The sequence below is a fragment of the Phyllobacterium sp. 0TCS1.6A genome (assembly GCF_026420825.1).
Classification (GTDB): domain Bacteria; phylum Pseudomonadota; class Alphaproteobacteria; order Rhizobiales; family Rhizobiaceae; genus Phyllobacterium.
This window is the reverse complement of the sequence record NZ_JAPMAB010000013.1, coordinates 55,097-78,618: the sequence shown is the minus strand read 5'-3', so window position 1 is coordinate 78,618 and position 23,522 is coordinate 55,097. Positions and strand designations below refer to the sequence as shown.

Sequence of the window (23,522 nt, the reverse complement as noted above, 5' to 3'; positions counted from 1 at the left end):
AGTTGCTCACCATGAGGGCTCAGGATGAGGAGATTGGGTGTTTGGCAGGGGGATAATTCTGCGAGGTTTCAAACCTGGGCTCCCGGCTTTTCTGCAATCAAATCAATCACCCTCATGCTGAGCCTGTGGAAAGACCCCGCAACAGTAATGCAACACACGGCTCTCTTGGTGGGATAAATGGAAACTTATCCCACCTCTCAGAAACCCGATTATTCTGATTCGGTCCTTTCCAGTGGGGGAGCAGCTTCCGGTGCTGTTTCGAAAGCTGGGGAAGGGTGGCGTTGCCGGACAGGCGGGAGTGACAAACCCGACTATCCGGCAAACTGCAGAAGGAAACGGAGGTGGCGCTCCGGTTTCCGGGTTGTTGCGCCTGACAAACGCAACAACGGCAGGGCAAAGACGCCATGGGCGGTCTTCGGACCTCGACCCTGATACTATAGACGCGCGAAGACCGCCCGTCTCCCCCCCCTTTCAATAACCAGACGCGATTTTGCGGGCGTGGTGCGGATTTTCCGTATTCAATCTCTGCCTCCCACCAAGTTCCCTCATGCTGAGCCCACACCCCTCATGCTGAGCCCCTCATGTTGAGCTTGTCGAACCACGAAGCACGCACTGGTTTGATGCAGCGCTTCAAAGGCATTGCACCAACGTTGTTGCGCCCTTCGACAAGCTCAGGATGAGGGGAAATAGAGATTTGCAGAGTGGTGGTTCTGAGATGTTGGCGGGTGTTGAAATCTTGCAGGACCACCACCCGGCATCAAAGGCAATCGTGAGCCCAAATGAATGAGGCCCAGCCTTGGCTGAGCCTCGAAAACTGGATGTCCATTACCGTGGTGTACGAGACGCAAGATGTCATCCTGCGTTGACATGACAGCGACCTCGAAAGTCAGCCTGCCTGCCGACACAAATAGGAGCTTTTCGACCGGAAGTCCAACGGCGCTCGATGGTATCATGAATGCGTGCTCCGTGCTTCGACAAGCTCGCGAGCCCCGCCACGAGGCACGCCGGCCCAACTCATATTCCGCCATCGACAAATTTTGTTCATTAAGCGTCAAATTCGACCGGGGGGCGATGACAGCGCGGCTTTGCTCGGCTATGGTTCCGCCTGTCGAGGGTTATCGATCAAAGGTCGAGACCTCTGTCAGCTCGCGGGAGAGCGTCCCGTCGCCGCAAGGCGTCAGGACCGCCGAAGGGGAAATCGCCCGAAATCTCTCAGGTACCAGGAACCGCGCGCAGGTAAGACAACTCTGGAAAGTCGGGGGCAACCTCGCGCCGAAGGTGTAAGTGCAGTCGCGTTCATTCGTGCTGCGCGAGTCTCTCAGGCTTCCGACAGAGGGGCAAGGAACCGACCGCCAATTTCGGCGGAGGTCTTTGCACGACTCTGGAGTTTAAATGGGCACCGACGAAAATCTGAAATCCCTGCCTTTGGACGATCTGCACAAAGCCGCCGGTGCGCGCTTTGGCGGGTTTGCCGGCTGGAACATGCCGATCACCTATCCGCTCGGGGTGATGAAGGAACATCTGCACACGCGCGAAAAGGCCGGCCTGTTCGATATTTCGCACATGCAGCTGTTCGAGCTGTCGGGCCGCGAGGCCGCAGCCCTGCTGTCGCATGCCTGCCCGCTGGATGCCGCAGCGCTGCAACAGGGCCAGTCCAAATATACTTTCTTCCTCAACGAGCAGGCCGGCATTCTCGACGATCTCATCGTGACGCGCCTCGGTGCGGCCGGGGGAGACAGGGCCGATAGTACGGCCGGGGGAGATAGCGGCGGCGACCGCTACATGGTCGTTGCCAATGCCGGCAATGCCGCCGCCGACGAGGCGCATCTGCGCCATATCGCATCCGGGTTCGATTGCCGCGTCGAGGCGCTGCCGCGCGTCTTCCTGGCCATACAGGGGCCGCAGGCCGCCGATATCCTGCGCATGGCCGGGCTTTCCGGCACCGAGCTTGCCTTCATGAATGGTTTCGAGCCGAAGCCCGGCTGGTTCATGAGCCGGTCCGGCTATACGGGCGAGGATGGATTCGAGATCGGCCTTCCCGCCGGGGAGGCGCGCGAGCTGGTGGCTGCGCTCCTCGCCGACGAGCGGCTGGCCTGGATCGGGCTTGCGGCGCGCGACAGCCTGCGGCTCGAAGCCGGGCTCTGCCTGCATGGACATGACATCACGCCGGACCATGATCCCGTCGAGGCGGCGCTGACCTGGGCCATCGGCAAGCCGGTCCGCGAGAAGGGCGGTTTCATCGGCGCCGAGGCGCTACGGGCGAAGCTCGCCGCCGGCACGGTTCGCAAGCGGGTCGGCCTCAAGCCGGACGGGCGCCAGCCCGTGCGCGGCGAGACGGTTCTCATCGGTGCCGACGGCAATGAAATCGGCCTCGTCACTTCCGGTGGCTTCGGCCCCTCGGCCGGGCATCCGGTCGCCATGGGCTATGTGGCGCGCGCCGCGATCGACGGCAACCTGCCGATCTTTGCCGAACTGCGGGGCAATCGCATCCCGGTTCACATCCACCCGCTTCCATTTACACCACATCGCTACCACAAAGGATAAAGTCAGATGGCGACTACCTATTTTACCGAAGATCATGAATGGATCCGCGTCGAGGGCGGCGTTGCCACGGTCGGCATTACCGACCATGCGCAGGACCAGCTCGGCGATCTGGTTTTCGTCCAGTTGCCGGATGTCGGCCAGAAGCTGGCCAAGGGCGATGCGGCGGTCGTCGTCGAATCGGTCAAGGCCGCTTCCGACGTCTATGCGCCGATCGATGGCGAGGTGACGGAAGTCAACGAGGCCACCGCGAGCGACCCGGCGCTGGTGAATTCCGCTGCAAGCTCGGATGGCTGGCTGTGGAAGATGAAGCTCGCGGACGAGAGCCAGCTGGCCAATCTCCTCGACGAGGCAGGCTACAAGGCAATCATCGGTTAGATCGTACCGCGTCAGGTACGATCTAGCTTTTTGTTCTGGCACCGTCCGGTTTCGGGATCGGGTGCCGTCACAAAGGTTCAAACATGACTTCAAACATGACAACCATATTTCCCTTCACGGAAGGTCATATCGGCCCCAGCCTGCAAGGTTCGCGGGCGATGCTGGCCGCGCTCGGCATTCCTTCGCTGGACACGCTGATCGCGCAGGCCGTGCCGAAATCCATCCGCCTCGAACAGAAGCTGGCGCTGCCGGAGGCCGTCGACGAGGCCGCGGCGCTCGGCGAGCTGGCGGCGAAGATGGGCCGCAACAGGACGTTCAAGAGCTTCATCGGCCAGGGCTATCACGGCACGCATGTGCCGGCGGTGATCCAGCGCAATCTGTTCGAGAACCCGGCCTGGTACACGGCCTATACGCCGTACCAGTCGGAAATCAGCCAGGGCCGGCTGGAGCTGCTGTTCCACTTCCAGACATTGGTGACGGAACTGACCGGGCTTCCCGTCGCCTCCGCCTCGCTGCTCGACGAGGCGACAGCCGTCGCCGAGGCCGTGGGCATCGCCTATCGCCATCACCGCGAGAAGCGCAGCCATATCGCGCTTGCCGGCGCGGTGCATCCGCAGATCCTCGACGTGGTGCGCACCCGCGCCGAGCCGCTGGGGCTGACCGTCGACGAGCAAGCCATCGGCGCGGAGACGGCCGCCGTCATCGTGCCATGGCCGGACAGTTTCGGCGTCTATGGCGACCATGGCGCGACGATCGAGGCGGCCAAGGCTGCCGGCGCGCTCGTCATCGCGGTGGCGGACCCGCTGGCGCTGACCATCACGGCGACGCCGGCCTCGCTCGGCGCCGATATCGCCGCCGGCTCGATGCAGCGCTTCGGCGTGCCGATCGGCTATGGCGGCCCGCATGCCGCCTATCTCGCCGTTGCCGAAAACCTCACCCGGCTCATTCCCGGGCGGCTGGTCGGCCAGTCGGTCGACAGCAAGGGAAGGCCCGGCTACCGGCTGGCGCTGCAAACGCGCGAACAGCATATCAGGCGCGACAAGGCGACCTCCAATATCTGCACCGCGCAGGCGCTGCTGGCCAATATGGCGGTATCCTATGCCATCTGGCACGGGCCGCAGGGCCTGCGCGCCATCGCTACCCGCATCCATGCGCAGGCGGCGCGCCTCGCCTCCGGGCTTGAAGCCGCGGGGCTGAAGCTCGCCGGCCGCCAGTTCTTCGACACGCTGACGGTCAGCGTTCCGGGCCGCGCCGAGGCCATCGCCGCCGAGGCCGAGAAGGGCGAGCGCCTGCTGCGCCGCATCGATGCCGACCGGCTGGGCATCACGCTCGACGAGACGACGACCGACGCGGATATCGAGGCGCTGGCGGCGCTGTTCGGCGCGCGCCTCTCCAACGATCCCGGCTCGCAGCTGCCTTCCTCGCGGCCGTCCGAAGGTTTCATGACCCAGGCGGTGTTCCACCAGCAGCGGTCGGAAACCGAGATGATGCGCTTCCTGCGCCGCCTTGCCGACAAGGATCTGGCGCTGGACCGGGCGATGATCCCGCTCGGTTCGTGCACGATGAAGCTGAACGCGGCGGCCGAGATGCTGCCGGTCAGCTGGCAGAGCGTCGCCAACGTCCATCCTTTTGCCCCGGCGGAGCATGCGCTCGGCTACAGCGCGATGACCGACGATCTCGAGAACTGGCTGGCGGAGATCACCGGCTTCGATGCCGTCTCGCTGCAGCCCAATGCCGGCAGCCAGGGCGAATATGCCGGCCTGCTGGCCATCCGCCGCTATCATCTCGACCGCGGCGATGCGGATCGCGACGTCTGCCTCATTCCCGAATCGGCCCATGGCACCAATCCCGCCAGCGCGCATATGGCCGGCATGCGGGTCGTGGTCGTCGCCTGCGAGGAAGAGGGCGATATCGACCTCGACGACCTGAAGGCCAAGGCGGCGCAGCACGGCGCCAATCTGGCGGCGCTGATGATCACCTATCCATCGACTCATGGCGTCTTCGAGGAGGGCGTCAAGGATATCTGCGCCATCGTCCACGACCATGGCGGACAGGTCTATTTCGACGGCGCCAATTTGAATGCGCTTGTCGGGCTGGCGCGGCCGGGCGATATCGGCGCCGACGTCTGCCATATGAACCTGCACAAGACCTTCTGCATTCCCCATGGCGGCGGCGGTCCGGGCGTCGGGCCCATCGGCGTCAAGTCGCACCTCGCGCCGTTCCTGCCCGGGCATGTGGCGTCGGGTTCGGGCTTTGCCGTTTCGGCGGCGCCCTATGGCAGCGCGTCGATCCTGCCGATCACCTGGATGTATATCCGCATGATGGGCGGCGCCGGCCTGAAGCGCGCGACGGAGATGGCGATCCTCAACGCCAACTACATCGCCCAGCGGCTTCAGGAGGTCTATCCGGTGCTGTTCAAGGGCCGCAATGGCCGCGTCGCCCATGAATGTATCCTCGACACGCGCGTGCTCAAGGAGAGGGCAGGGGTGTCGGTCGAGGACATCGCCAAGCGGCTCATCGATTACGGCTTCCACGCGCCGACCATGTCCTGGCCGATCGCCGGGACGCTGATGGTCGAGCCGACGGAATCGGAATCGAAGCGCGAGATCGACCGCTTCTGCGACGCCATGATCGCCATCGCCGCCGAGGCGGAAAAAGTGGCGAAGGGGGAATGGCCGCGCGAGGACAATCCGCTGGTCAACGCGCCGCATCCGGCGGAGGACGTGCTGGCCGACGACTGGGCGCATCCCTATAGCCGCGCGGTCGCCGGCATGCCGGCCGGCATCGCCGAGGACGGAGCCAAATACTGGCCGCCGGTTTCGCGCGTCGACAATGTCGCCGGCGACCGCAACCTGGTGTGCTCATGCCCGCCGATGGCAGCCTATAGTTGAGCAAGGGTCGGATATTGGGGTTAATTGAACGCTCGTTCAATTAACTGGCAGGGAAACGCCGGAGAAAACGGCGTTTCCGGCACCCTTTCTGCACCTTTCCGGCGGGCATCTGGCCCGAATTGGCACATGGATGGCTGATTCCGGCACGGGTTTCGCGGCCGCAATTGAAATCTTGCGGCCGGTGAAGCCGCCATGCTAGCGTCGCGCCATCCTGTCCAGCAGCTTTCCAGAACAGCGAGTTTTCACACATGCCACCAATCAATCTCGCCATTGTCGGCGTCGGCAAGATCGTCCGCGACCAGCATTTGCCGTCGATCGCGCGGGGCTCGGATTTCCGCCTCGTCGCCACCGCCAGCCGGCATGGCACGGTCGAAGGCGTCGACGCCTACAAGACCATAGACGAGATGCTGGAGGCGGCGGATGTCGCGGCGGTGTCGCTGTGCATGCCGCCGCAATACCGCTATGAGGCGGCGCGCAAGGCGCTGTCGGCGCGCAAGCATGTCTTCCTCGAAAAGCCGCCCGGCGCCACGCTGTCGGAGGTCGCCGACCTCGATGCAATGGCCCGCGACAAGGGCGTTTCGCTCTTTGCCAGCTGGCATTCGCGCTATGCGCCGGCGGTGGAATCGGCGCGGTCGTTCCTCGCTTCCACGACGGTCCGGAGCGTCGAGATCATCTGGAAGGAGGATGTGCGCCACTGGCATCCGAACCAGGAATGGATCTGGCAGGCGGGCGGGCTCGGCGTCTTCGATCCGGGCATCAACGCGCTGTCGATCATGACCCATATCCTGCCGCGCCCGGCCTTCATCACCGCTTCGACGCTGGAGTTTCCGGAGAATCGCGATGCGCCGATCGCCGCCGAACTGCAGCTCGAGGATGCCGAGGGACGGCCGATCCGCGCCGTGTTCGACTGGCGCCAGACCGGCCGGCAGACCTGGGACATACTGGCCGAAACCGATGCCGGGCAGATGGTTCTTTCCGAGGGCGGATCGAAATTGTCGGTTGGCGGCGAGCTGCGATCCGTCGAGCCGGAACAGGAATATTTCTCGCTCTACAGCCGCTTCGCCGAGCTCATCGCGGCCGGCATATCCGACGTCGATATCGCGCCGCTGCGCCATGTCGCCGATGCTTTCCTGCTCGGCAAGCGCAAGCTGGTGGAGCCCTTCCACGACTGACCGGCTCGGCTGAGGCACGGCGCCGACAAGGCTGCCGGGAGGGCATTGCTTTCAGGCGGACGCGTTCATTTGCCCGGCGACGATCCGGTCGATGGCATCGCTGCTCTCGGCCAGGCCGCGGACGACACCGGCCCTGTCGGCTTCGCTGCGGTTCTGGCTGAGCTTGCGCTTGCCCTTGAGCGTCCTGATCGTCATCTTGACGCCGACAATGCCGCGAAGCTGGGCCTGCACGAATTTCTCCGGTGCGTCGTCAACGCTCCATGGCCGCTCGCGGCGGCCTTCATGCAGTTCGGTCAATCGGGTGACGATGGCATGAAGCCGGTCCGGCTCGTCGAAGAATTCGGCCGGTCCCGAAACCTGCACCGATGAATAATTCCAGGTTGGAACCACCTTGCCGTGCTCGGCCTTCGATGCGTACCAGGAGGGCGTGATATAGGCGTCCGGCCCGGAAAACACCGCCAGCGCATCGCCGAGGCACGGCATCTGCCATTGCGGATTGGGCCGCGCCAGATGTCCGTAAAGCACGCCGGACTCGCCTTCGGAAAGGTCGAGAAACATGGGAAGCGGCGTGCACAGCGGACCAGCTTCCGTTGCCGTGATGAACTGGGCAAGTTTGAACTCGTCGATCATCGCATGGATGGCGTCACGGTCGAGTTCGGCGAAGGATGGCGGCGTATACAAGGTCGTTCCAGTCCCGTTGAGGTCGAAAGCCGGATTTTACGGGCCGAGCACGGCATGTGGCAATGCGAGACTTGTCCCGGTAACATTCCAGGCCGAAGCCGGAACGGCCTGACCCGGCGACAAGAATAAGTTCCATAACTAACCTTATGCGACTTTGATGCCCGACGGGGGTGTAAGCGCAAAGTTAAAATGTCCTGTTTCTGCAAAGTAGAAATGTCGCTGTGTCACCTTCTCGGTCATCGCAACGAGATTCGGGAAGCAGATTTTGGGATGGATTTTAATGAGCGAGCGCGAGCTGCATCGCATTGAAGTTTTGTCGGAGGTTGTCGAGCGTCGCCGCACACTTGCCTCGGCGGCGATTGTGCTGTCGCTGAGCGTTCGCCAGGTGCAAAGGATCGTTCGGACATTCTGTGTCGAAGGTGCGCCTGCGCTGCGTCATCGCAGCCGCGGCCGGCGGTCGAACAACCGGATCAAGGACGGCGTGCGTGAACTGGCGCTGCAGCTGGTGCGCGAACGCTACGCGGACTTCAGGCCGACGCTGGCGGCCGAGAAGCTGGCCGAGCAGGTCTCCCCCCTGCCCGGTGACGCGCATCTGCGCCTGTCAGGATGACATTTCTACTTTGCAGAAACGGGACATTATAACTTTGTGCTTACACATTCTTGGCATTATACATTGATAGCAATAATATTATTAAATAACGATAGCTCAGATAGTTAACAAGATAGTGGCGGCTAGATTTATTATTGCTAGCGTCAGACGTGGATTGATAATATTACATATTTGCGGAACGCCAAGAATGCTGTTGGTTGCGCAATCCAACCATATTCAAGAGCTAAATCATATCATCGATGGTGAGGCACTATTCAATTATAGCTGCCAATATTGGTGCTAATTTTACGACAAAAATATTGATTATGGCGAAACTGGGGCTTGCAAGCATAATGACTATGTTATTTTATGTGTATCGCAAAGCGCACTTATGTTCTTATCCGTTTCATGAGTATCTCCTGTTAATCATACTTCCCAACGCAGTGCGCGACTTAATAGTGAGGAGGCACATTATTCCAATGCTTGTGCAATTGTTGGCTGGGTCTTTGGTCGGCAGAATCGCACGCGGTTCTGATCTCGGCGTAAACCGGAATGCCCTCCTCGCCTGAGCCGTGGGAGGTGTTGCGGGTGGTCAGTTGATTGGTGCGCGTTTCGGAACAGGCTTCTGGATCGAACGCTGCGCCCTGCCCTATCTCGCCTGGTCCGCATCCCAGGTCCGGCCTTTGTACCTGACGCCGATGACAAGGCCTTCGGCCATAGGCGCAGCCATCAAGACTAAAACCGTGATCCTGTCAGAACCTTTCCCCAATCGGAGTATCCCATGACAACCCTGAAACTCAGATATTTATTGCTTGCACTTGTTCCGCTGGCGGTTGCCGGTTGCATTACCGCAGAGGAAGAAGATCAGAATAATTGCTCGTCCTATGGGTTCCGGCCAGGTACGGACGCCTTTGCCAATTGCATGATGCAACAGGGCTTGCGTCACGACGACGAAAGGCGGCGCTATATGGACGTGCTGGAAGAGCGGCGCGAGCGTAAACATGAGCGCAAGAAAGAACGTCGTCGCCGTGAACAAAGTCAAATCGACACGCGGCCGCAGTTTGACAGGGACGGCAATCCGAACTTCGACACGCAAGGCAACTACACCGGCTGCCATGGCATGGGTTGTGAGGTCGATAATCCCGACGACGGTTAGTTCGACATCACTATTGTTGGCCCTGATGGCGTAGACGGGATGGGTTCCCGTCTGCTTCACACCATGGAACGGCCGACCGCAACAATCGCCCTCAACAAATCGCATCGAGCAGAATCAGCGGCGCATCAGGTGTCGTATGCGTCGTCCTATTTCGGCAAGGCGTAGGCGATGATGTAATCGCCGCGATCCGGCGACTGGCGCGCGCCGCCCGCCGAGATGACGACGAACTGGCGGCCGCTTTCGGGAGAAACATAGGTCATCGGCGTCGCTTGCGCGCCGACCGGCAGGCGACCCTTCCAGAGTTCCTCGCCGGTGGCCACATCGATGGCGCGCAGATAGTAGTCCTGCGTGCCGGCATAGAAGACGAGGCCACCCGCCGTGGTGACCGGTCCGCCAAGCGACGGCATGCCGATCGGAATTTGCAGGCCGGTCTTCATGCCGAGCGGGCCGGTGTCCTGCAGCGTGCCCGCCGGCACCTGCCAGACGAGCTGGCGCGATTTCAGGTCGATGGCGCTGATCGTGCCATAGGGCGGCTGATGGCAGGGGACATCGAGTGGCGACATGAAGCCGTTCTTGAGCGCGCCGTAGGGCGTGCCGAGCTGTGTTCCCAGGCCGTCATGCGCTGCCGAAGGCCCATAATTGTCGGCCACGGCACGCGGCAGCAATTCCACGAATTGCGGCATGCGGATGTCGTTGACGATCAGGTAGCCATTGGCTTCGTCGATCGAGGCGCTGCCCCAATTCATGCCGCCATAATAGCCGGGAAATTGCAGCGAGCGCGTGGTGCCTGGAGGCGTGAATTCACCCTCGTAGCGCATTCTCTTAAAGCCGATGCGGCAGTATAGCTGGTCGAGCGGGGTGGCCCCCCACATCCGGGCCTCGGTGAACGGCTCGTCGCCTATCGAAGGCATGCCGACCGAATAGGGCTGGGTCGGCGACAGGAAATCTTCCTTGGCGCCACCGTCCTGCGGCACCGGCTTTTCCTGGACCTCGGCGACCGGCGTGCCGTCGCGGCGGTCGAGCAGGAAGATCTGGCCGCGCTTGGTTACCTGGATCAATGCCGGCACCGTGCCGCCCTTGCCGTCCGGCACGTCGTAGAGCGCCGGCTGTGAGGGAAGGTCGTAGTCCCACAGATCGTGATGCACCGTCTGAAACTTCCAGCGCTCGCGGCCTGTCGCGATGTCGAGCGCGACGACCGAAGCGGTATAGTCCTCCGCCGCCTTGCTGCGTTCGGCGCCGAAGAAGTCCGGCGTGGCATTGCCCGTCGGCAGGTAGACGAGGCCGAGCGCATCGTCATAGCTCGGCGTCGACCGGACATTGGGCGTGCCGCGCGTATAGCTCTGGCCCTCCGGCGGCAGTTTGGTGATGGCCGGATTGCCGAGATCCCAGGCCCAGACCAGTTCGCCGGTCCTGGCACTGAAGGCCCTGATGGCGCCGGAAGGCTCACCGGTCTCGACATTGTCCCAGACCCAGCCGCCGACCATCACGAGATCGCGCATGACGGTGGGGGCCGAGGTCTGGAAGTAGAACCCGGCCTTGATAGCGCCCATGCCTTGCTTGAGGTCGACGGTGCCGCCATCGCCGAAATCCTGGCAGGGCTGGCCGGTCCTGGCGTCGATCTCGATCAGCCGCGCATCGATGGTCGTCATGACGATGCGGCCGGCGCAGGCGGCAGGCGATGGTGCCGTCGCCGCTGCCTGCGCGGTGCCGTTGTCCGGGGCGGCGGCAGGCTCGTAATAGCTCACGCCACGGCAGCGCTGCCAGAGCGGCGCCGAGGCCTTGGGATCGAATTTCCAGCGTAGCTCGCCGGTCTCGGCATTCAGGGCATTGACGATATTGTGCGAGGAGCAGGCATAGACCGTATCGCCCACCTGCAGCGGTGTATTCTGGTCTTCCGCGCCTTTTGGCGGCACATCGCCGGTCCGGAACGTCCAGGCGACTTTCAATTCCTTCACGTTGTCCCTGGTGATCTGGCCGATCGGCGCGTAGCGCGTACCGGCGGGCGTGCGGCCATAATGGCGCCAGTCGGTGCCGGACGGCGCGGCAGCCGGGGCGATTGCCTCAGCCGCTGCCACCGAGTTGCGGATCACGCCATGTGGCTGGAAGGCATAGGCGGCGGTGGCGATCAGTCCGAGGCCGAGGATGCCGGCCAGCGCGAAAGGGCCGCGCTTGCCGCTACCTGCGGGCGATGGAAATAGCGGCGCCAGCAAAAGCGCGACCATGCCGATGACGGCCGGGGCGACGAGCCTGGGAACCAGCGGCCAGAAATTCAGGCCGGCTTCCCAGAGCGCCCAGACGATGGTGGCCAGGAAGATGATGACGTAAAGCCACAGGCCGGCACGCCGGCGAAAAACGTAGAGAAGGCCCGAGACGATGATGCCGGCGCCAGCGAGCGCGTAGTACCAGGAGCCGCCAAGGCCGATCAGCTGAACGCCGCCATAGAGGAGAGGCAGGCCGATGATCACCAGGACCAGACCGAAGAGGACGAGCAGCCAGCCGCCGGCGGATCTGTTGGACTTTTCTTCTGACATGCCGGTCACCTCAATCATTATCCAAATGTCACGCCTGCCCCGGCCGCGACCGCCTGAAATGGCCGTGATGGCGATCTATCGAGAGGGTGTCGTCAGCCTTCCGGCTTTCGGCGACAGGGCATCGCCGGGGAGAAAGGATTATATCGCATCCTAATAGATAGCATGTTATCTTATCGGGAATGTCCAAGCAAGACCCGGATCGCGCCAGATTTGGCCAGCTCATCATGTCAGTCGCCAGGCTGTGGCGCCGTGCGGCCGACAAGTCGCTGGACGATTGCGGCCTGTCCCATGCCACCGCGATGCCGCTGGTGATGCTGTCCCGGCTCGGCGACAATGTCCGCCAGGGTGTGGTTGCGGAACATCTCGGCTTCGAGGGGCCGTCGCTTGTCCGCATCGTCGATCTCCTGGTGGCAGAAGGACTTGTAACGCGCATCGAGGACGCCGCCGACCGGAGGGCGAAAATCCTGGCGCTCACGGATGCGGGGCGAAAGCGCGTGACCGAGATCGAGCGCATCCTGGCGGTGCTGCGCGCCGAATTGATGAGCGACGTCGGCGATGCCGAACTGAAAGCTGCGATGGCCCTGCTCGGCCGGCTGGAGACGAAGCTGACCGGCTTGGAAGCCGGGGAATAGCGCCTCGCACCAGCGGCTTCACCGCTCACGACCTGTGAAAAAATCGTTCTGACGACGCGTACTTTCGCGCTTTTCCAGGCTCCAGTTGACACGGGTGGTGCCGGGTTCCGAGCCATTGATCCGGGCAATAATCGCCGCGGCCGTCGCTTTGCCGATCTGCTCGCGGTCTGGACGAATTGTCGTCAGTGAAGGGGTCAGATACCGGGCAGCCTCGTTGTCGCCAAAAGCGATTAAGCCAACATCATTCGGCACCTGCTTGCCAAGCGTCTTGAGTGCGCGGAGGACCCCGAAGCCAACGACGTCGCTATTGCACACGATACCATCGATGTCCGGGTGCTGCTCCATGAGTTCGATCGCCAAGCGTTCGCCGAGAACAGGGCTGCCGCCCTGTTGCGCCGTATGCGTGACAAGTTCGGGAAGGCCGGCTGCGGCTGCGGCTGCCTTGACACCTTTCAGGCGCTTCTGGGCGCGCAGGTCGTTTTCTCGGACGCTGCCAAGAAAGGCTAGCCGCCGATAGCCTTCTGCGATCAGGTGCTCGGCTTGAGCCGCACCGACCTGTGCATGATCGAAACCAACGGCCGTATCGATAACAGGGCCGCTTGTATCCCACATCTCGATGATCGGGATTCCCGACGCCATGAGCAACTCGGCGACTTTCGGCGGATGATCCACGCCGATGATCGCCACCGCGGCAGGGCGCCAGCTGAGAATGGACCGGACAAGCCGCAGTTCCTGATCGGCATCGTAGCGAGTGTTCGCCAGCATGACTTGAAGATCATGTTCAAGAAGGCACGATTGCAATGTGTCGATGATGCTTGCGAATTCAGAGTAGTACAGCGACGTCACTACCACGCCGACAATGTCCGAGTGTGTCCCGGAAAGTCCGCCCGCGAGACGGTTCGGCACGTAGTTCAACTCGTCCATCGCAGCATTGATGCGGTTGCGAAGCTCGGTCCGGACTGTGTTGGGGGCCCTCAAGGCACGCGAAACCGTGTTGACGGAAACACCGACCCGTTCTGCGATTGAAGCGAGTGTAGGTATGTTCTTCCTGTCTTTGAATGAGCTGCGCATCTTTATTCCAAAAGCACCGAACCTGTTTGAGTGATCGTTGCGTTAACGCTCACTTTGTGCCATCGTTTTGGAGAAGAGGCAAGTAGAGACGGGTTCTACTCACCTGACAAAATAAATGGAGCCGAACAATCGGCATGCGGAGCAACAGGATGGTCGAAAGGCCGAACATCATTCTGATCATGACGGACCAGCAACGTTACGACTCGATCGCGGCGCTCGGATTCCCTTATGCCGTCACGCCGAATATCGATGCCTTGATCGAAAAAGGCGTGGCATTGACGAATTGTCATATTACGGCGCCGAGCTGCGTTCCGTCGCGTGCGAGCCTCTTCACCGGCTATTACCCCCATACGACGGGTGTTCTGGCAAACGGCCAGAGATGGCAGCGAACCTGGGTCGAGCAGCTGCGCGATGCGGGCTATCGCTGCGTCAACGTCGGCAAGATGCATACCATCCCCTACAATTCAGACTCGGGTTTCCACGAGCGTTACGTCGTGGAAAACAAGGATCGCTACATGGAGGGCCGTTGGTATTTTGACGAGTGGGACAAGGCGCTTGCCGCCAATGGCCTTGTCAAGCAGCAGCGCGAACATTACCGCAAGCTCGACGACTATCGCGAGCGGCTGGGTTGTTTCGACTGGGAATTGCCCGAGGAGCTGCATTCCGATGCCTTCGTCGGCAATATGGCGAAGTGGTGGGTGGAGACCTATCCGGTCACCGAGCCACTGTTCCTGCAGGTCGGCTTCCCCGGACCCCATCCGCCATTCGATCCGCCAGCGCGCTATACCGAGCCCTATCTCAAGCGCAACGACCTGCCGCTGCCCAACCCGTCAAAGGAAGAACTGGATTCGCTGCACCAGGAGCTGAAGGACAAGCGTCAACACGATGTCGAGGTCGATCACGACTCCGTTGTCTGGAACCTTGATCCGAGCGCTGACCAGCTGCAACGGCTCTGGGCACACTATCTCGGCAACGTCACGCTGATCGACGAGAAAGTCGGCGAACTCCTGGAGGCGCTCAAGGCCCGCGGTTATCTGGAAGACGCAATCGTCATCTTCACCTCGGACCATGGCGAATGTCTCGGCGAACACGGCCTGATCCAGAAATGGTCGATGTATGACATCGTCACCCGGGTTCCGACTGTCATATGGTCGACGGCGAACCGCTTCCAGGGCGGACGTTCGATCGAAGGACTGTGTCAGCTCTTCGACCTCGGTCCGACGATCCTCGAATATGCCGGCATCACGCCGCCGCCGTCTTTCGAGGCGCAGAGCCTGAAGCCGGCGCTTGAGGGCAAGGACTGGACACCGCGCGCCCATGTGTTCTGCGAGCAGATGGGCGACGTGGCAATGGCCGGAAGTGTCGAGTTCATGACCGGCGTGCGCAGCGACCGCTGGAAGCTCGTGCACTTCAAGGGTTCCGCCGACGGGCAGCTTTTCGATCTCGAGAACGATCCGAAGGAAGTGAAGAACCTTTGGAGTGATCCTGATTACGCCGGGCAGAAACGGGAACTTCTCGATGTCATGCGCGACTGGCTGATCGAGTCAAACTTCAAGACGCGTGACTTGATGGCAGGTGCGCGATGAGCCGGCCGAACTTTGGACGCCGGCGCGCATTCGCAGGGGAGGCATGAGCTTGTCCATTGTAACGACCGAAGAAAAGCCCGAAACCGTGCGCCAATCGCTGCTGTCTCATTCGTTCGGCATGCTGGCTGTCAACGCATCCGCCATCGTCATCGGCATCCTGCTCTGGGCGTTTGTCACCGCACAAGGGGTGGTGGGCCTCCCGACACCGCTGGCCGTCGCGAAGCAGGCCGTCATCCAGGCACAGAGCGGCCTTCTCCTGTCTGATGCGATTTCCAGCCTCGGCCGCGTCTTCACCGGCTTTGCGCTCGGAATCATGGTGGCGATACCCGTCGGCTTCCTGATGGGCTGGTACCGGCTTGCCCGTGGCATCATCGAGCCCTACGTGCAGTTCTTCCGGACCATTCCGCCGCTTGCCATAATTCCACTCGCAATCGTCACCATGGGCATTGACGAGACGCCGAAGATCTTTGTCATCTTCCTGGCATCCTTCCTGTCGAGTGTCGTGGCGACCTACCAAGGCGTCGTCAACGTCGACAAAACGCTGGTCAATGCCGCTCGCGTGCTCGGCGCCAACGACTTTACCATCTTTCGGCGGGTCATCGTGCCGGCATCTCTACCATACATCATGGTCGGCGTCCGCATCGGTCTCGGCTCCTCCTGGGCGACCGTTGTAGCCGCAGAACTGATTGCCGCGCAGTCCGGCCTTGGTTTTCGCATGCAGCAGGCGCAGCTTTACTATGACCTTCCGACAATCTTCGTCAGCCTCATCGCGATCGGTATCCTGGGCCTGATCATGGACCGGATCGTCCAGGCCATCGATGCGGTGCTGACCGCCTGGCAGGAAAAGCTATGAGCACCAAGATCTCGTTCCAGAACGTCACCAAGACGTTCAACATCGCCGGGCAGACCTCTTTCAACGCCCTGCAGGCGCTCAACCTCGATATTGAGGACGGCGAATTCATCACCGTCGTCGGCCCCTCCGGTTGCGGCAAGTCGACCGCGATGAATATCGCCGCAGGCCTGACCGATCCGTCCTCCGGACAGGTCCTTGTCGACAATGTGCCGGTCAAGGGACCGGGACCGGAGCGCGGCGTCATCTTCCAACAATATGCGCTGTTCCCCTGGCTGACAGTACGCCAGAATGTCGAATTCGGCCTGCAGATCTCTAAACATCCCAAGGCGGAGCGGCGCAGGATCGCTGATCACTTCATCGCCCTTGTCGGCCTCAGCGACTTCGCGGACTCCCTGCCAAAGACCCTGTCCGGCGGCATGAAGCAGCGCTGCGCCATCGCCCGCGCATACGCGGTCAACCCGAAGATTTTGCTCATGGACGAGCCATTCGGAGCATTGGATGCCTTGACGCGCGTGCAGCTTCAGGATCAGTTGCTGGCTACCTGGAGCAAGGAACGGCGTACGGTGATGTTCATCACCCACGATGTGGACGAGGCGGTTTACCTCGCCAGCCGCGTCGTCGTCATGGCGGCCCGTCCCGGTCGGCTCCATAAGATTGTTCAGGTCGACCTGCCATATCCCCGTACGGAGGAGATGCGCCTTTCACCGGAATTTTCTGCTTTGCGCAACGAGGTCTGGCGCTCGGTCTATCACCCGGCTGCCGCCTGACGTTTGCCCTGCGATCGGCTGTTAAAGGAGGAACAAACATGCTGACGAGACGAAATCTGTTGAAGACAACTGCAGCGTTGACTGCCGCGGGAGTTTTCTCCATTGGCGGCAGGGCTCTCGCACAGTCGGCCGACATGACCATCGGCTATATCGCCGACTTTCCGAATGCCAGCGTCCTGGCCATTGCCCAGGACCTGAAGCTTTGGGAAGCGGAAGGCATCACGCCGTCGGTCAAAGTCTTCACCAACGGGCCAATCCAGATCCAGGCCATGGGCGCCGGCAGCCTCAACTTCGGCACGATTGGTCCCGGCGCGCTCTGGCTTCCAGCCAGCGGCAAGGCCAAAGTCATCGGCGTGAACGATATCGGCTTTTCGGACCGCGTCATCGCGCAAGGCGGCATCAACTCAATGAAGGACCTGAAGGGCAAGAAGGTCGGGGTGCCGCAGGGCACGTCCGGCGATATGATCCTGCGCATGGCGCTGACGAAGGCCGGCATGACGGTGGGCGATATTCAGGTGGTGCCGATGGATCCGTCGACAGTGGTCGCCGCCTTCACCTCGAAACAGATTGACGCCGCCGGCATATGGTATCCGCTGATCGACACGATCAAGCCGCGTGTGCCGGATATGAAGGAGCTCGCCTCAAACCAGGATTTCTATCCGCAGACGTCGTTCATCAACACCTTCGTGGCCCGTAATGAAATCGTTCAGCAAAACCCTGACATCGTGAAGAAATTCCTGCGCGTGATGAAGAAGGCGATGGATTACCGGGCGGCGAATCTTGATCGTTCGATCCAGATCACTACGGCATTCCTGAATGCGCCGGCAGAGGCAACCGAGAAGGTTGCGCGCAGCCGCAAGATGCTGACTTCCAAGGAACTTGATGCCTTCACCAAGGAGGGGACCGTCAACAAGTGGCTGACGGACTTCAACAAGATGTTCCAGGAATTTGGTACGGTGAAAGAACCGCTCCCTTCGGAGCAATTCTACACCGCCGACCTCTTCACCAGTGCCTGATGGTGCAGGCCGGTGGCAACACCGGCCAACTCTGTTCGCCAACAGGATTATCCGGGTTCATCGGCTTGCTGTTATGGCCCCTATTTGATCGAGATAACGATGACGAAGCAGCCCAACATCCTGTTCATCATGTCCGACGACCATGCCGCTCGGGCGATATCGGCGTATGGCTCCGGTTTGAACAGCACGCCGAACCTGGATCGCATCGCGAACGAGGGGATGCGGTTGGATCGCTGCTACGTCACCAATTCGATCTGCACGCCGAGCCGTGCGGCGATCCTGACAGGTACTTACAATCATGTGAACATGGTGACGACGCTTGATACCCATATCGACAACCGTCTGCCCAATGTCGCCAAGCACCTGCGCGCCGATGGCTACCAGACGGCCATCTTTGGAAAATGGCATTTGGGTGAAGGCAAGGCTCATTCACCGACCGGGTTCGACGAATGGTCAGTCGTACCGGGACAGGGAGAGTACTTCGATCCGGTGATGATCGACGACGCCGGTTCCAGGACCGAAAAGGGTTACGCCACCGACGTCATCACTGATAAATGTCTCGACTTTCTTAGGCGCCGCGACCCCACCCGGCCGTTTTTCCTGATGTGTCATCACAAAGCGCCGCATCGGAGTTTCGAGCCTCATCCGCGCCACCGGCATCTTTACGCTGATGGAACGCTGCCTGTGCCGGGGACGTTCTGCGACGATTTCTCCAATCGGGCCGCCGCCGCAGCAGCGGCGAAGATGCGCATCCGTTCGGACATGACCTACAAGGATCTGGGACTTGTACAACCGGAGGGCGGCGATGAAGTCGGCGAACTTCTGGTGCCTGGCTGGACGCAACGAAAAGTGCCGGAAATCGAACCCGGAGAGAAGCTGCAGCTGGTCGATGCGCTGACAGGCGAGAACCATATCTTCACGGATCCACAACAACTAGCCCTCTTCAAGTATCAACGCTACATGATGCGCTATTTGCAAACCATCGCCGCGGTCGACGAAAACGTGGGTCGCATGCTCGATTTTCTCGATGAGGAAGGCATTAGCGACAACACGATTGTCATCTATACATCTGATCAAGGCTTCTTCCTTGGCGAGCACGGCTGGTTCGACAAACGGTTCATGTACGAAGAGTCGCTGCAGATGCCGTTCCTGATCCGCTACCCGAATGGTATCAGGGCCGGAACGCGATCCGGCCATATCGTTACCAACGTGGATTTCGCGCCGACCTTTCTCGATTATGCCGGTCTGCCCTTCCCCAGTTATATGCAGGGGGAAAGCATGCGTCCGATCCTGGAGCAGACCAGGGAAAACGATGACATTGGTTTGGCCTACCATCGCTACTGGATGCACAAGGACGAATTTCACAATGCTTTCGCCCATTATGGCGTGCGCGACGCACGCTATAAGTTGATATACTGGTATAATGATCCGCTGAACCAACCGGGAGCCTATCCGGGAGGAGAGCCGCCGGAATGGGAGTTGTTCGATTGTGAGAAGGATCCGTTTGAACTCCACAATCGCGCCAATGATCCCGCCTATTTCAGTGTCTTCCAGGATATGCTGGCCAAGCTCGATGGGCGGATGGCGGCGATCGGCGACATTCCCGAGCATGTCACCGCAGAGGCGCTGGCGAGACGTTCCATCGTGGCGGCCTGATCGGTGAGTTGCTGTTCTGATTTCGGGGCAAGACGCGGGCAGCTGGACGTTGGCAGACCGCAATCCGCACCCGTTTCGGTCGGTACGGCCTCCGCCGTCGCGCGGGCGCGCTTTCATGCCAGCCGCAGCCATGTCGGAACTGATCGGCCACTCATCCATGCCGACGGCGAAGGTCCGCGGAAAGCAGTAAAACTTGCTCCCTTCGAACTCGAGACCGTTGCCGTGACAAATTCACGTTTCGCTGCGTTCGTCGCTGCAACCGGCTACACAACGGAGGCGGAAAAGTTTGGCTGGGCGCCTGTCTTTGAGGGGCTCTTGCCGATCAGCGCATCTCGCTTCCCCGTCAGTCCCCATATCCCCTGGTGGCATCGCGTAGATGGGGCTTGCTGGCATTCGCCGGAAGGGCCGGGAAGTTCCATACACGATCGCGCCGACCACCCGGTCGTACAGGTTTCGTGGTGGGATGCGACAGCATTTGCCACCTGGTCTGGTGGCCGGTTGCCGACGGAAGCCGAATGGGAACATGCCGCTCGCGGTGGCCTCGCAGATCCACGCTTTCCATGGGGTGACGAAGAACCGAACGACGGAGAGGTCTTCTGCAACATCTGGCAGGGACGCTTCCCCGATCACAATACGGTCGAAGACGGATTTGCCGGGACTGCTCCTGTCGATGCCTTTGCGCCGAACGGCAAAGGACTTTTCAATATGGCCGGCAATGTTTGGGAATGGACTGCGGACGCGTTTCGCATACGCTCTTTGAGCAAGGCGGCGCGACAGCGCAACGATCAGGCCGGCCGTGATGACGAAAGGGTCATGAAAGGCGGCTCCTTCCTCTGCCATAAGAGCTATTGCTACCGTTATCGCATCGCCGCCCGCACCGCAGCCAGTGCCAATTCGTCCGCCAGCAATATTGGCTTTCGAATTTGCTACGATTTGCCTCGGTACGGGGGTAGCTAAGTGCCCGCACCACCAGATGAACGAGATCAGTCTGGCTCTGTTGCAAAAATTCGCTCGGCACCGAGCGCGCCTTAACTCCGGACGCAATTATGCTGCGAGGGCTATGAACTCCCGTTTAACATCAAAGCATCCTCAGAACAGTACCGCGAGCCGCAGGGCATCCAGCATGGCGGCATGGACCGACCGGCTGCTGACGGCGTCGCCGATTCTATGCAATTCGAAGCCGGCGGCTGGCGGGGCATGCAAAGGCGCCGCGCCCAGCAGGCTTTCGATGTCCGTGGCGCCATCATTCAGCGAGAGCGGGCGCAGTTCGTCGAAGACGTCGTTTACCGGCACGGTGCCGTGCTCGACGATGACATGCGCATGGGTCTCGCGGATTTCCCGCCCTGTCAGCAGGTGGCGTAACACCACCTCGCGTCGCCCGTCCCGCATGCTTACCGAAACCAGTTCGTATTCCAGCAGCACCCGAACATCCCGTTCGGCGAGCGCCCTGCGGTACGTGATGCTCGAATGATGTTCCATTTCCGGCGCAACCGACGGATCGCGGGCAGCAAATGTCACGCGCTTTCCCGCGGCGGCCATTTCGGCAGCGACCGAAGGCGCGGAATGGCGGCCTGTGGCGTCGTAGATCAGCACGTCATCGACAATCTGCGTCGGATTGCCGAGCGCATCGAAGACACTGAGGCAGAGCTCGTAGCCGGCGACAGGACCGAAATCCGGAACGCCGCCGGTGGCGACAACGACGAGATCGGGTTCTTCGGCGAGAATCTCGGCCGCCTCCGCATAGACATTAAGCCGGATTTCCACGCCGAGCCGTTCCAGTTCGGCGATGCGCCAGTCGACAATGCCGATCAGGTCGCGGCGAAGCCGTGTTTTCGCGGCCAGCACCAGCTGCCCGCCAAGCCGATCGGTCGCCTCCAGCAGCACGACATGATGTCCCCGCTCGGCCAGCACCCGCGCCGCCTCCAGCCCCGCCGGCCCACCGCCGACGACGACCGCCCGGCGGCCCGCCTGCGGCGAGCGCTCGATCACCTGCGGCAACCAGGTCTCGCGGCCTGTTGCCGGATTGTGGATGCAGTGGACCGGGCGGTAGAGACAGTGCGAAGCGCCCACGCAGGGCCGGATCTCTTGCTCACGGCCCGAGCGGAGCTTGTTGACGATCTGTGGATCAGCCATATGCGCCCGCGTCATGCCGACCATATCGACCAACCCCGCATCGATCGCGTAACGCGCCGTTGCGACATCGGCGATCTTGGCGGCATGGAATACCGGCAGACCCGTCTGCGCCTTGAAGGCCCCCACCTGATGTAGCCACGGTGCGGAGACAGCCGTCATGTCGGGAATGTTGTAGAGCAGGAGATTGCGGCGCGTGTCGAACCGGCCGAAGATGCAGTTGAAGAAAGCGACCAGCCCCTCGCGCTCCAGCCGATTGGCGACCGCAACTGCCTCGGCGAAACTCAGGCCGTCCCTGTGGTCCTCATCGATCGTGTAGCGGATGCCGACCGGATAATCGCTGCCGACCTCCCGGCGGATCTCCTCATGCACCATGCGCAGGAAACGCATGCGCTTTTCAAGCGAGCCGCCAAATTCGTCCGTGCGGCGATTGACCATTGGCGACAGGAACTGCCCGATCAGATGACCGCCGGTCATCGTCTCGATGCCATCGAGCCCGCCTTCACGCGCTCGCCGCGCCGCCTGGCCGAAGTCGCGCACGATGCGCGCTATATCATGGCGGTCCATCTCATGGGCGAAGTTGCGGTTATAATCCTCGCGCGAATGGGAGGGGCCGAGCGCTGGAAGCCAGGCACCGACAGTTGCGTTGGCCCGCCGGCCGACATGGGATATCTGGCACATCAGCGCCGCACCGTGGCGATGGACGCGTTCGGCGAAAGCATGGAAAACTGGGACGATCGCATCGCTCGATATGTCGAGCTGCGTGCCGCCCCAGCTGGTATCGGCGGAGATGCGCGCAGAGCCGCCGAACATCGTCAGCGCAAGTCCGCCTTTCGCCTTCTCCTCGTGATAGCGCTGATAGGCGTCCAGCGGATGTCCGCCCTCGTCGAGGGCGGTCTCGTGGCTGGTGCTCATGACCCGGTTGCGCAGGGTGATCGGCCCCAGCTGCAGCGGCCGCAGCAAAGGATCGGCCTTCCCTGCCGGCGCGGCGGCTGGATTTTCCTTCTCCATATCCGCGCCGCCTATGCCGGACCGAGGGCCTTGCGCATGGCCTCGACGCATTGCTTCAAGGGGGGCGTGGGATCAACATTGTATTTCCAGTTGGTCAGCTCGACCGTCAGCGAGCCTTCGTAGTTCTGGCTGCGCAGATAGGCTACCAGTTGGTTGAGATCGATTATGCCGTCGCCCCAAGCGAGATGGCTGCCGCCGGCATCTGAATCCGTGAAATGCACATGGGCGACGCGGCCGGCGAGATGGGTGAAATAATCCTGCGGCGTCTCATGGGTCATCACTGCGCCAGCCACATCATAGACCGCGTGGAGCACGGGACTGTCCAGCTTGTCCATCAGTTCGCAGATTTCCCTGGCCGAGCGGATGATGTTTGCGAAGGAATCCGGCAACGACTCCATCCACAGATTGATGCCAAGCTTCCGGGCGCGGTCGCAGAGCGTGCCCATGGAATCGACGCAGCGCTCCAGCGCCTGCTCCACCGGCTCGTCGCGATAGCCGCCGCCTGCCGTCACCAACAGCGCCGGAGCACCACATTCGACGGCAAATTCCATCGACTCGAGGAAATAGCGCAGCGAGCGGTCGCGCAGTTCCGGTTCCCTTGCTGAAATGTTGATGGGATAGATGCACTGCTCCGGCGTGAAGGCGACAATGTCGAGGCCCATTCCGCGCACCTTTCGTCCCAACATACGTGCGTCGGCCAGCGTCTTGTCGCCGATATAGAAATGCGGCGCGGCGGCCCAAAGCTCGATGCGGGAGACACCGGCCTCGCAGACATCGGCCAGAAACCGGTCCAGCGTATGCCTGACATAGTGAAAATTCATCACGCTGATACTGCGTTCATTGAGTGCCAAGATTCGTACT

General features: G+C 61.4%; 17 protein-coding genes, 1 pseudogene and 1 riboswitch. Of the genes and pseudogenes, 13 read left to right on the top strand and 5 right to left on the bottom strand.

The window, feature by feature from the left end:
- The first annotated feature begins 1,139 nt into the window (after positions 1-1,139).
- A riboswitch (glycine riboswitch) is annotated at positions 1,140-1,239 on the top strand.
- Positions 1,240-1,392: 153 nt separating this feature from the next.
- The 4 genes from gcvT to OSJ75_RS21880 all read left to right on the top strand — a co-directional run bounded on the left by gcvT (position 1,393) and on the right by OSJ75_RS21880 (position 6,982).
- Entirely contained in the window at positions 1,393-2,544 is a 1,152-nt protein-coding gene (gcvT, locus tag OSJ75_RS21895; protein WP_267229525.1) for a glycine cleavage system aminomethyltransferase GcvT, read from the top strand.
- A 6-nt stretch (positions 2,545-2,550) separates the two neighbouring features.
- Positions 2,551-2,919, top strand: a complete 369-nt coding sequence (gene gcvH, locus OSJ75_RS21890) for a glycine cleavage system protein GcvH (RefSeq protein ID WP_250019982.1) — start codon at positions 2,551-2,553, stop codon at positions 2,917-2,919.
- A 95-nt stretch (positions 2,920-3,014) separates the two neighbouring features.
- Positions 3,015-5,810 (top strand): aminomethyl-transferring glycine dehydrogenase, encoded by a 2,796-nt coding sequence (gene gcvP / locus OSJ75_RS21885; protein WP_267229523.1) that lies wholly within the window; start codon positions 3,015-3,017, stop codon positions 5,808-5,810.
- A gap of 248 nt (positions 5,811-6,058) precedes the next feature.
- Positions 6,059-6,982, top strand: coding sequence for a Gfo/Idh/MocA family protein (locus tag OSJ75_RS21880; RefSeq protein ID WP_267229522.1), 924 nt, complete (start codon positions 6,059-6,061; stop codon positions 6,980-6,982).
- A 51-nt stretch (positions 6,983-7,033) separates the two neighbouring features.
- On the opposite strand, the gene OSJ75_RS21875 is transcribed toward OSJ75_RS21880, so the two are convergent.
- Positions 7,034-7,663: an FMN-binding negative transcriptional regulator gene (locus OSJ75_RS21875; RefSeq protein ID WP_267229521.1), complete on the bottom strand. Its 630-nt coding sequence runs from the start codon at positions 7,661-7,663 to the stop codon at positions 7,034-7,036.
- Between the two features lie 265 nt (positions 7,664-7,928).
- Between OSJ75_RS21875 and OSJ75_RS21870 the strand changes: the two are divergent.
- Together OSJ75_RS21870 and OSJ75_RS21865 are read left to right on the top strand one after the other, a co-directional pair.
- Positions 7,929-8,228: pseudogene (locus tag OSJ75_RS21870) on the top strand (helix-turn-helix domain-containing protein); the annotation flags it as partial.
- 805 nt (positions 8,229-9,033) lie between these two features.
- On the top strand, positions 9,034-9,408 hold the full coding sequence (locus OSJ75_RS21865) for a hypothetical protein (protein ID WP_250019987.1): 375 nt from the start codon (positions 9,034-9,036) through the stop codon (positions 9,406-9,408).
- Positions 9,409-9,554: 146 nt separating this feature from the next.
- Here the strand turns inward: OSJ75_RS21865 and OSJ75_RS21860 are convergent, their stop codons facing one another.
- Positions 9,555-11,939, bottom strand: a complete 2,385-nt coding sequence (locus tag OSJ75_RS21860; protein WP_267229520.1) for a membrane-bound PQQ-dependent dehydrogenase, glucose/quinate/shikimate family — start codon at positions 11,937-11,939, stop codon at positions 9,555-9,557.
- 179 nt (positions 11,940-12,118) lie between these two features.
- Here OSJ75_RS21860 and OSJ75_RS21855 point away from each other — a divergent pair, with 179 nt between their 5' ends.
- Complete coding sequence (locus OSJ75_RS21855; protein WP_267229519.1) at positions 12,119-12,571, top strand: MarR family winged helix-turn-helix transcriptional regulator; 453 nt, start codon at positions 12,119-12,121, stop codon at positions 12,569-12,571.
- Positions 12,572-12,589: 18 nt separating this feature from the next.
- Here OSJ75_RS21855 and OSJ75_RS21850 read toward each other — a convergent pair whose 3' ends face one another.
- Positions 12,590-13,642 carry a LacI family DNA-binding transcriptional regulator gene (locus tag OSJ75_RS21850; RefSeq protein ID WP_267229518.1) on the bottom strand — a complete coding sequence of 351 codons (1,053 nt, stop codon included), beginning with the start codon at positions 13,640-13,642 and terminating at the stop codon, positions 12,590-12,592.
- 149 nt (positions 13,643-13,791) lie between these two features.
- Here OSJ75_RS21850 and OSJ75_RS21845 point away from each other — a divergent pair, with 149 nt between their 5' ends.
- From OSJ75_RS21845 to OSJ75_RS21820, 6 genes are all read left to right on the top strand, one after another.
- The gene (locus OSJ75_RS21845) at positions 13,792-15,228 is read left to right on the top strand and encodes a sulfatase (RefSeq protein ID WP_267229517.1); all 1,437 of its coding nucleotides are present in this window, start codon (positions 13,792-13,794) and stop codon (positions 15,226-15,228) included.
- A gap of 118 nt (positions 15,229-15,346) precedes the next feature.
- Positions 15,347-16,081, top strand: coding sequence for an ABC transporter permease (locus OSJ75_RS21840; RefSeq protein ID WP_250020030.1), 735 nt, complete (start codon positions 15,347-15,349; stop codon positions 16,079-16,081).
- Positions 16,078-16,848, top strand: coding sequence for an ABC transporter ATP-binding protein (locus tag OSJ75_RS21835; protein WP_267229516.1), 771 nt, complete (start codon positions 16,078-16,080; stop codon positions 16,846-16,848). Before OSJ75_RS21840 ends, OSJ75_RS21835 begins: the two co-directional genes overlap by 4 nt.
- A gap of 41 nt (positions 16,849-16,889) precedes the next feature.
- Entirely contained in the window at positions 16,890-17,864 is a 975-nt protein-coding gene (locus OSJ75_RS21830; protein ID WP_416362599.1) for an aliphatic sulfonate ABC transporter substrate-binding protein, read from the top strand.
- A gap of 99 nt (positions 17,865-17,963) precedes the next feature.
- Positions 17,964-19,520: a sulfatase gene (locus OSJ75_RS21825; RefSeq protein ID WP_267229514.1), complete on the top strand. Its 1,557-nt coding sequence runs from the start codon at positions 17,964-17,966 to the stop codon at positions 19,518-19,520.
- Between the two features lie 3 nt (positions 19,521-19,523).
- Entirely contained in the window at positions 19,524-20,477 is a 954-nt protein-coding gene (locus tag OSJ75_RS21820) for a formylglycine-generating enzyme family protein (RefSeq protein ID WP_267229513.1), read from the top strand.
- Positions 20,478-20,609: 132 nt separating this feature from the next.
- On the opposite strand, the gene OSJ75_RS21815 is transcribed toward OSJ75_RS21820, so the two are convergent.
- Positions 20,610-22,661, bottom strand: a complete 2,052-nt coding sequence (locus OSJ75_RS21815) for an FAD-dependent oxidoreductase (protein WP_267229512.1) — start codon at positions 22,659-22,661, stop codon at positions 20,610-20,612.
- An 11-nt stretch (positions 22,662-22,672) separates the two neighbouring features.
- Entirely contained in the window at positions 22,673-23,512 is an 840-nt protein-coding gene (locus OSJ75_RS21810) for a sugar phosphate isomerase/epimerase family protein (RefSeq protein WP_267229510.1), read from the bottom strand.
- Between the last annotated feature and the right edge of the window lie 10 nt (positions 23,513-23,522).

Excerpts from the sequence above, each read along its gene's own strand:
- gcvT (WP_267229525.1), top strand. The coding sequence starts at position 1,393 with ATGGGCACCGACGAAAATCTGAAATCCCTGCCTTTGGACGATCTGCAC.
- gcvH (WP_250019982.1), top strand. The coding sequence starts at position 2,551 with ATGGCGACTACCTATTTTACCGAAGATCATGAATGGATCCGCGTCGAG.
- gcvP (WP_267229523.1), top strand. The coding sequence starts at position 3,015 with ATGACAACCATATTTCCCTTCACGGAAGGTCATATCGGCCCCAGCCTG.
- OSJ75_RS21880 (WP_267229522.1), top strand. The coding sequence starts at position 6,059 with ATGCCACCAATCAATCTCGCCATTGTCGGCGTCGGCAAGATCGTCCGC.
- OSJ75_RS21865 (WP_250019987.1), top strand. The coding sequence starts at position 9,034 with ATGACAACCCTGAAACTCAGATATTTATTGCTTGCACTTGTTCCGCTG.
- OSJ75_RS21860 (WP_267229520.1), bottom strand. The coding sequence starts at position 11,939 with ATGTCAGAAGAAAAGTCCAACAGATCCGCCGGCGGCTGGCTGCTCGTC.
- OSJ75_RS21855 (WP_267229519.1), top strand. The coding sequence starts at position 12,119 with ATGTCCAAGCAAGACCCGGATCGCGCCAGATTTGGCCAGCTCATCATG.
- OSJ75_RS21850 (WP_267229518.1), bottom strand. The coding sequence starts at position 13,642 with ATGCGCAGCTCATTCAAAGACAGGAAGAACATACCTACACTCGCTTCA.
- OSJ75_RS21845 (WP_267229517.1), top strand. The coding sequence starts at position 13,792 with ATGGTCGAAAGGCCGAACATCATTCTGATCATGACGGACCAGCAACGT.
- OSJ75_RS21840 (WP_250020030.1), top strand. The coding sequence starts at position 15,347 with ATGCTGGCTGTCAACGCATCCGCCATCGTCATCGGCATCCTGCTCTGG.
- OSJ75_RS21835 (WP_267229516.1), top strand. The coding sequence starts at position 16,078 with ATGAGCACCAAGATCTCGTTCCAGAACGTCACCAAGACGTTCAACATC.
- OSJ75_RS21825 (WP_267229514.1), top strand. The coding sequence starts at position 17,964 with ATGACGAAGCAGCCCAACATCCTGTTCATCATGTCCGACGACCATGCC.
- OSJ75_RS21815 (WP_267229512.1), bottom strand. The coding sequence starts at position 22,661 with ATGGAGAAGGAAAATCCAGCCGCCGCGCCGGCAGGGAAGGCCGATCCT.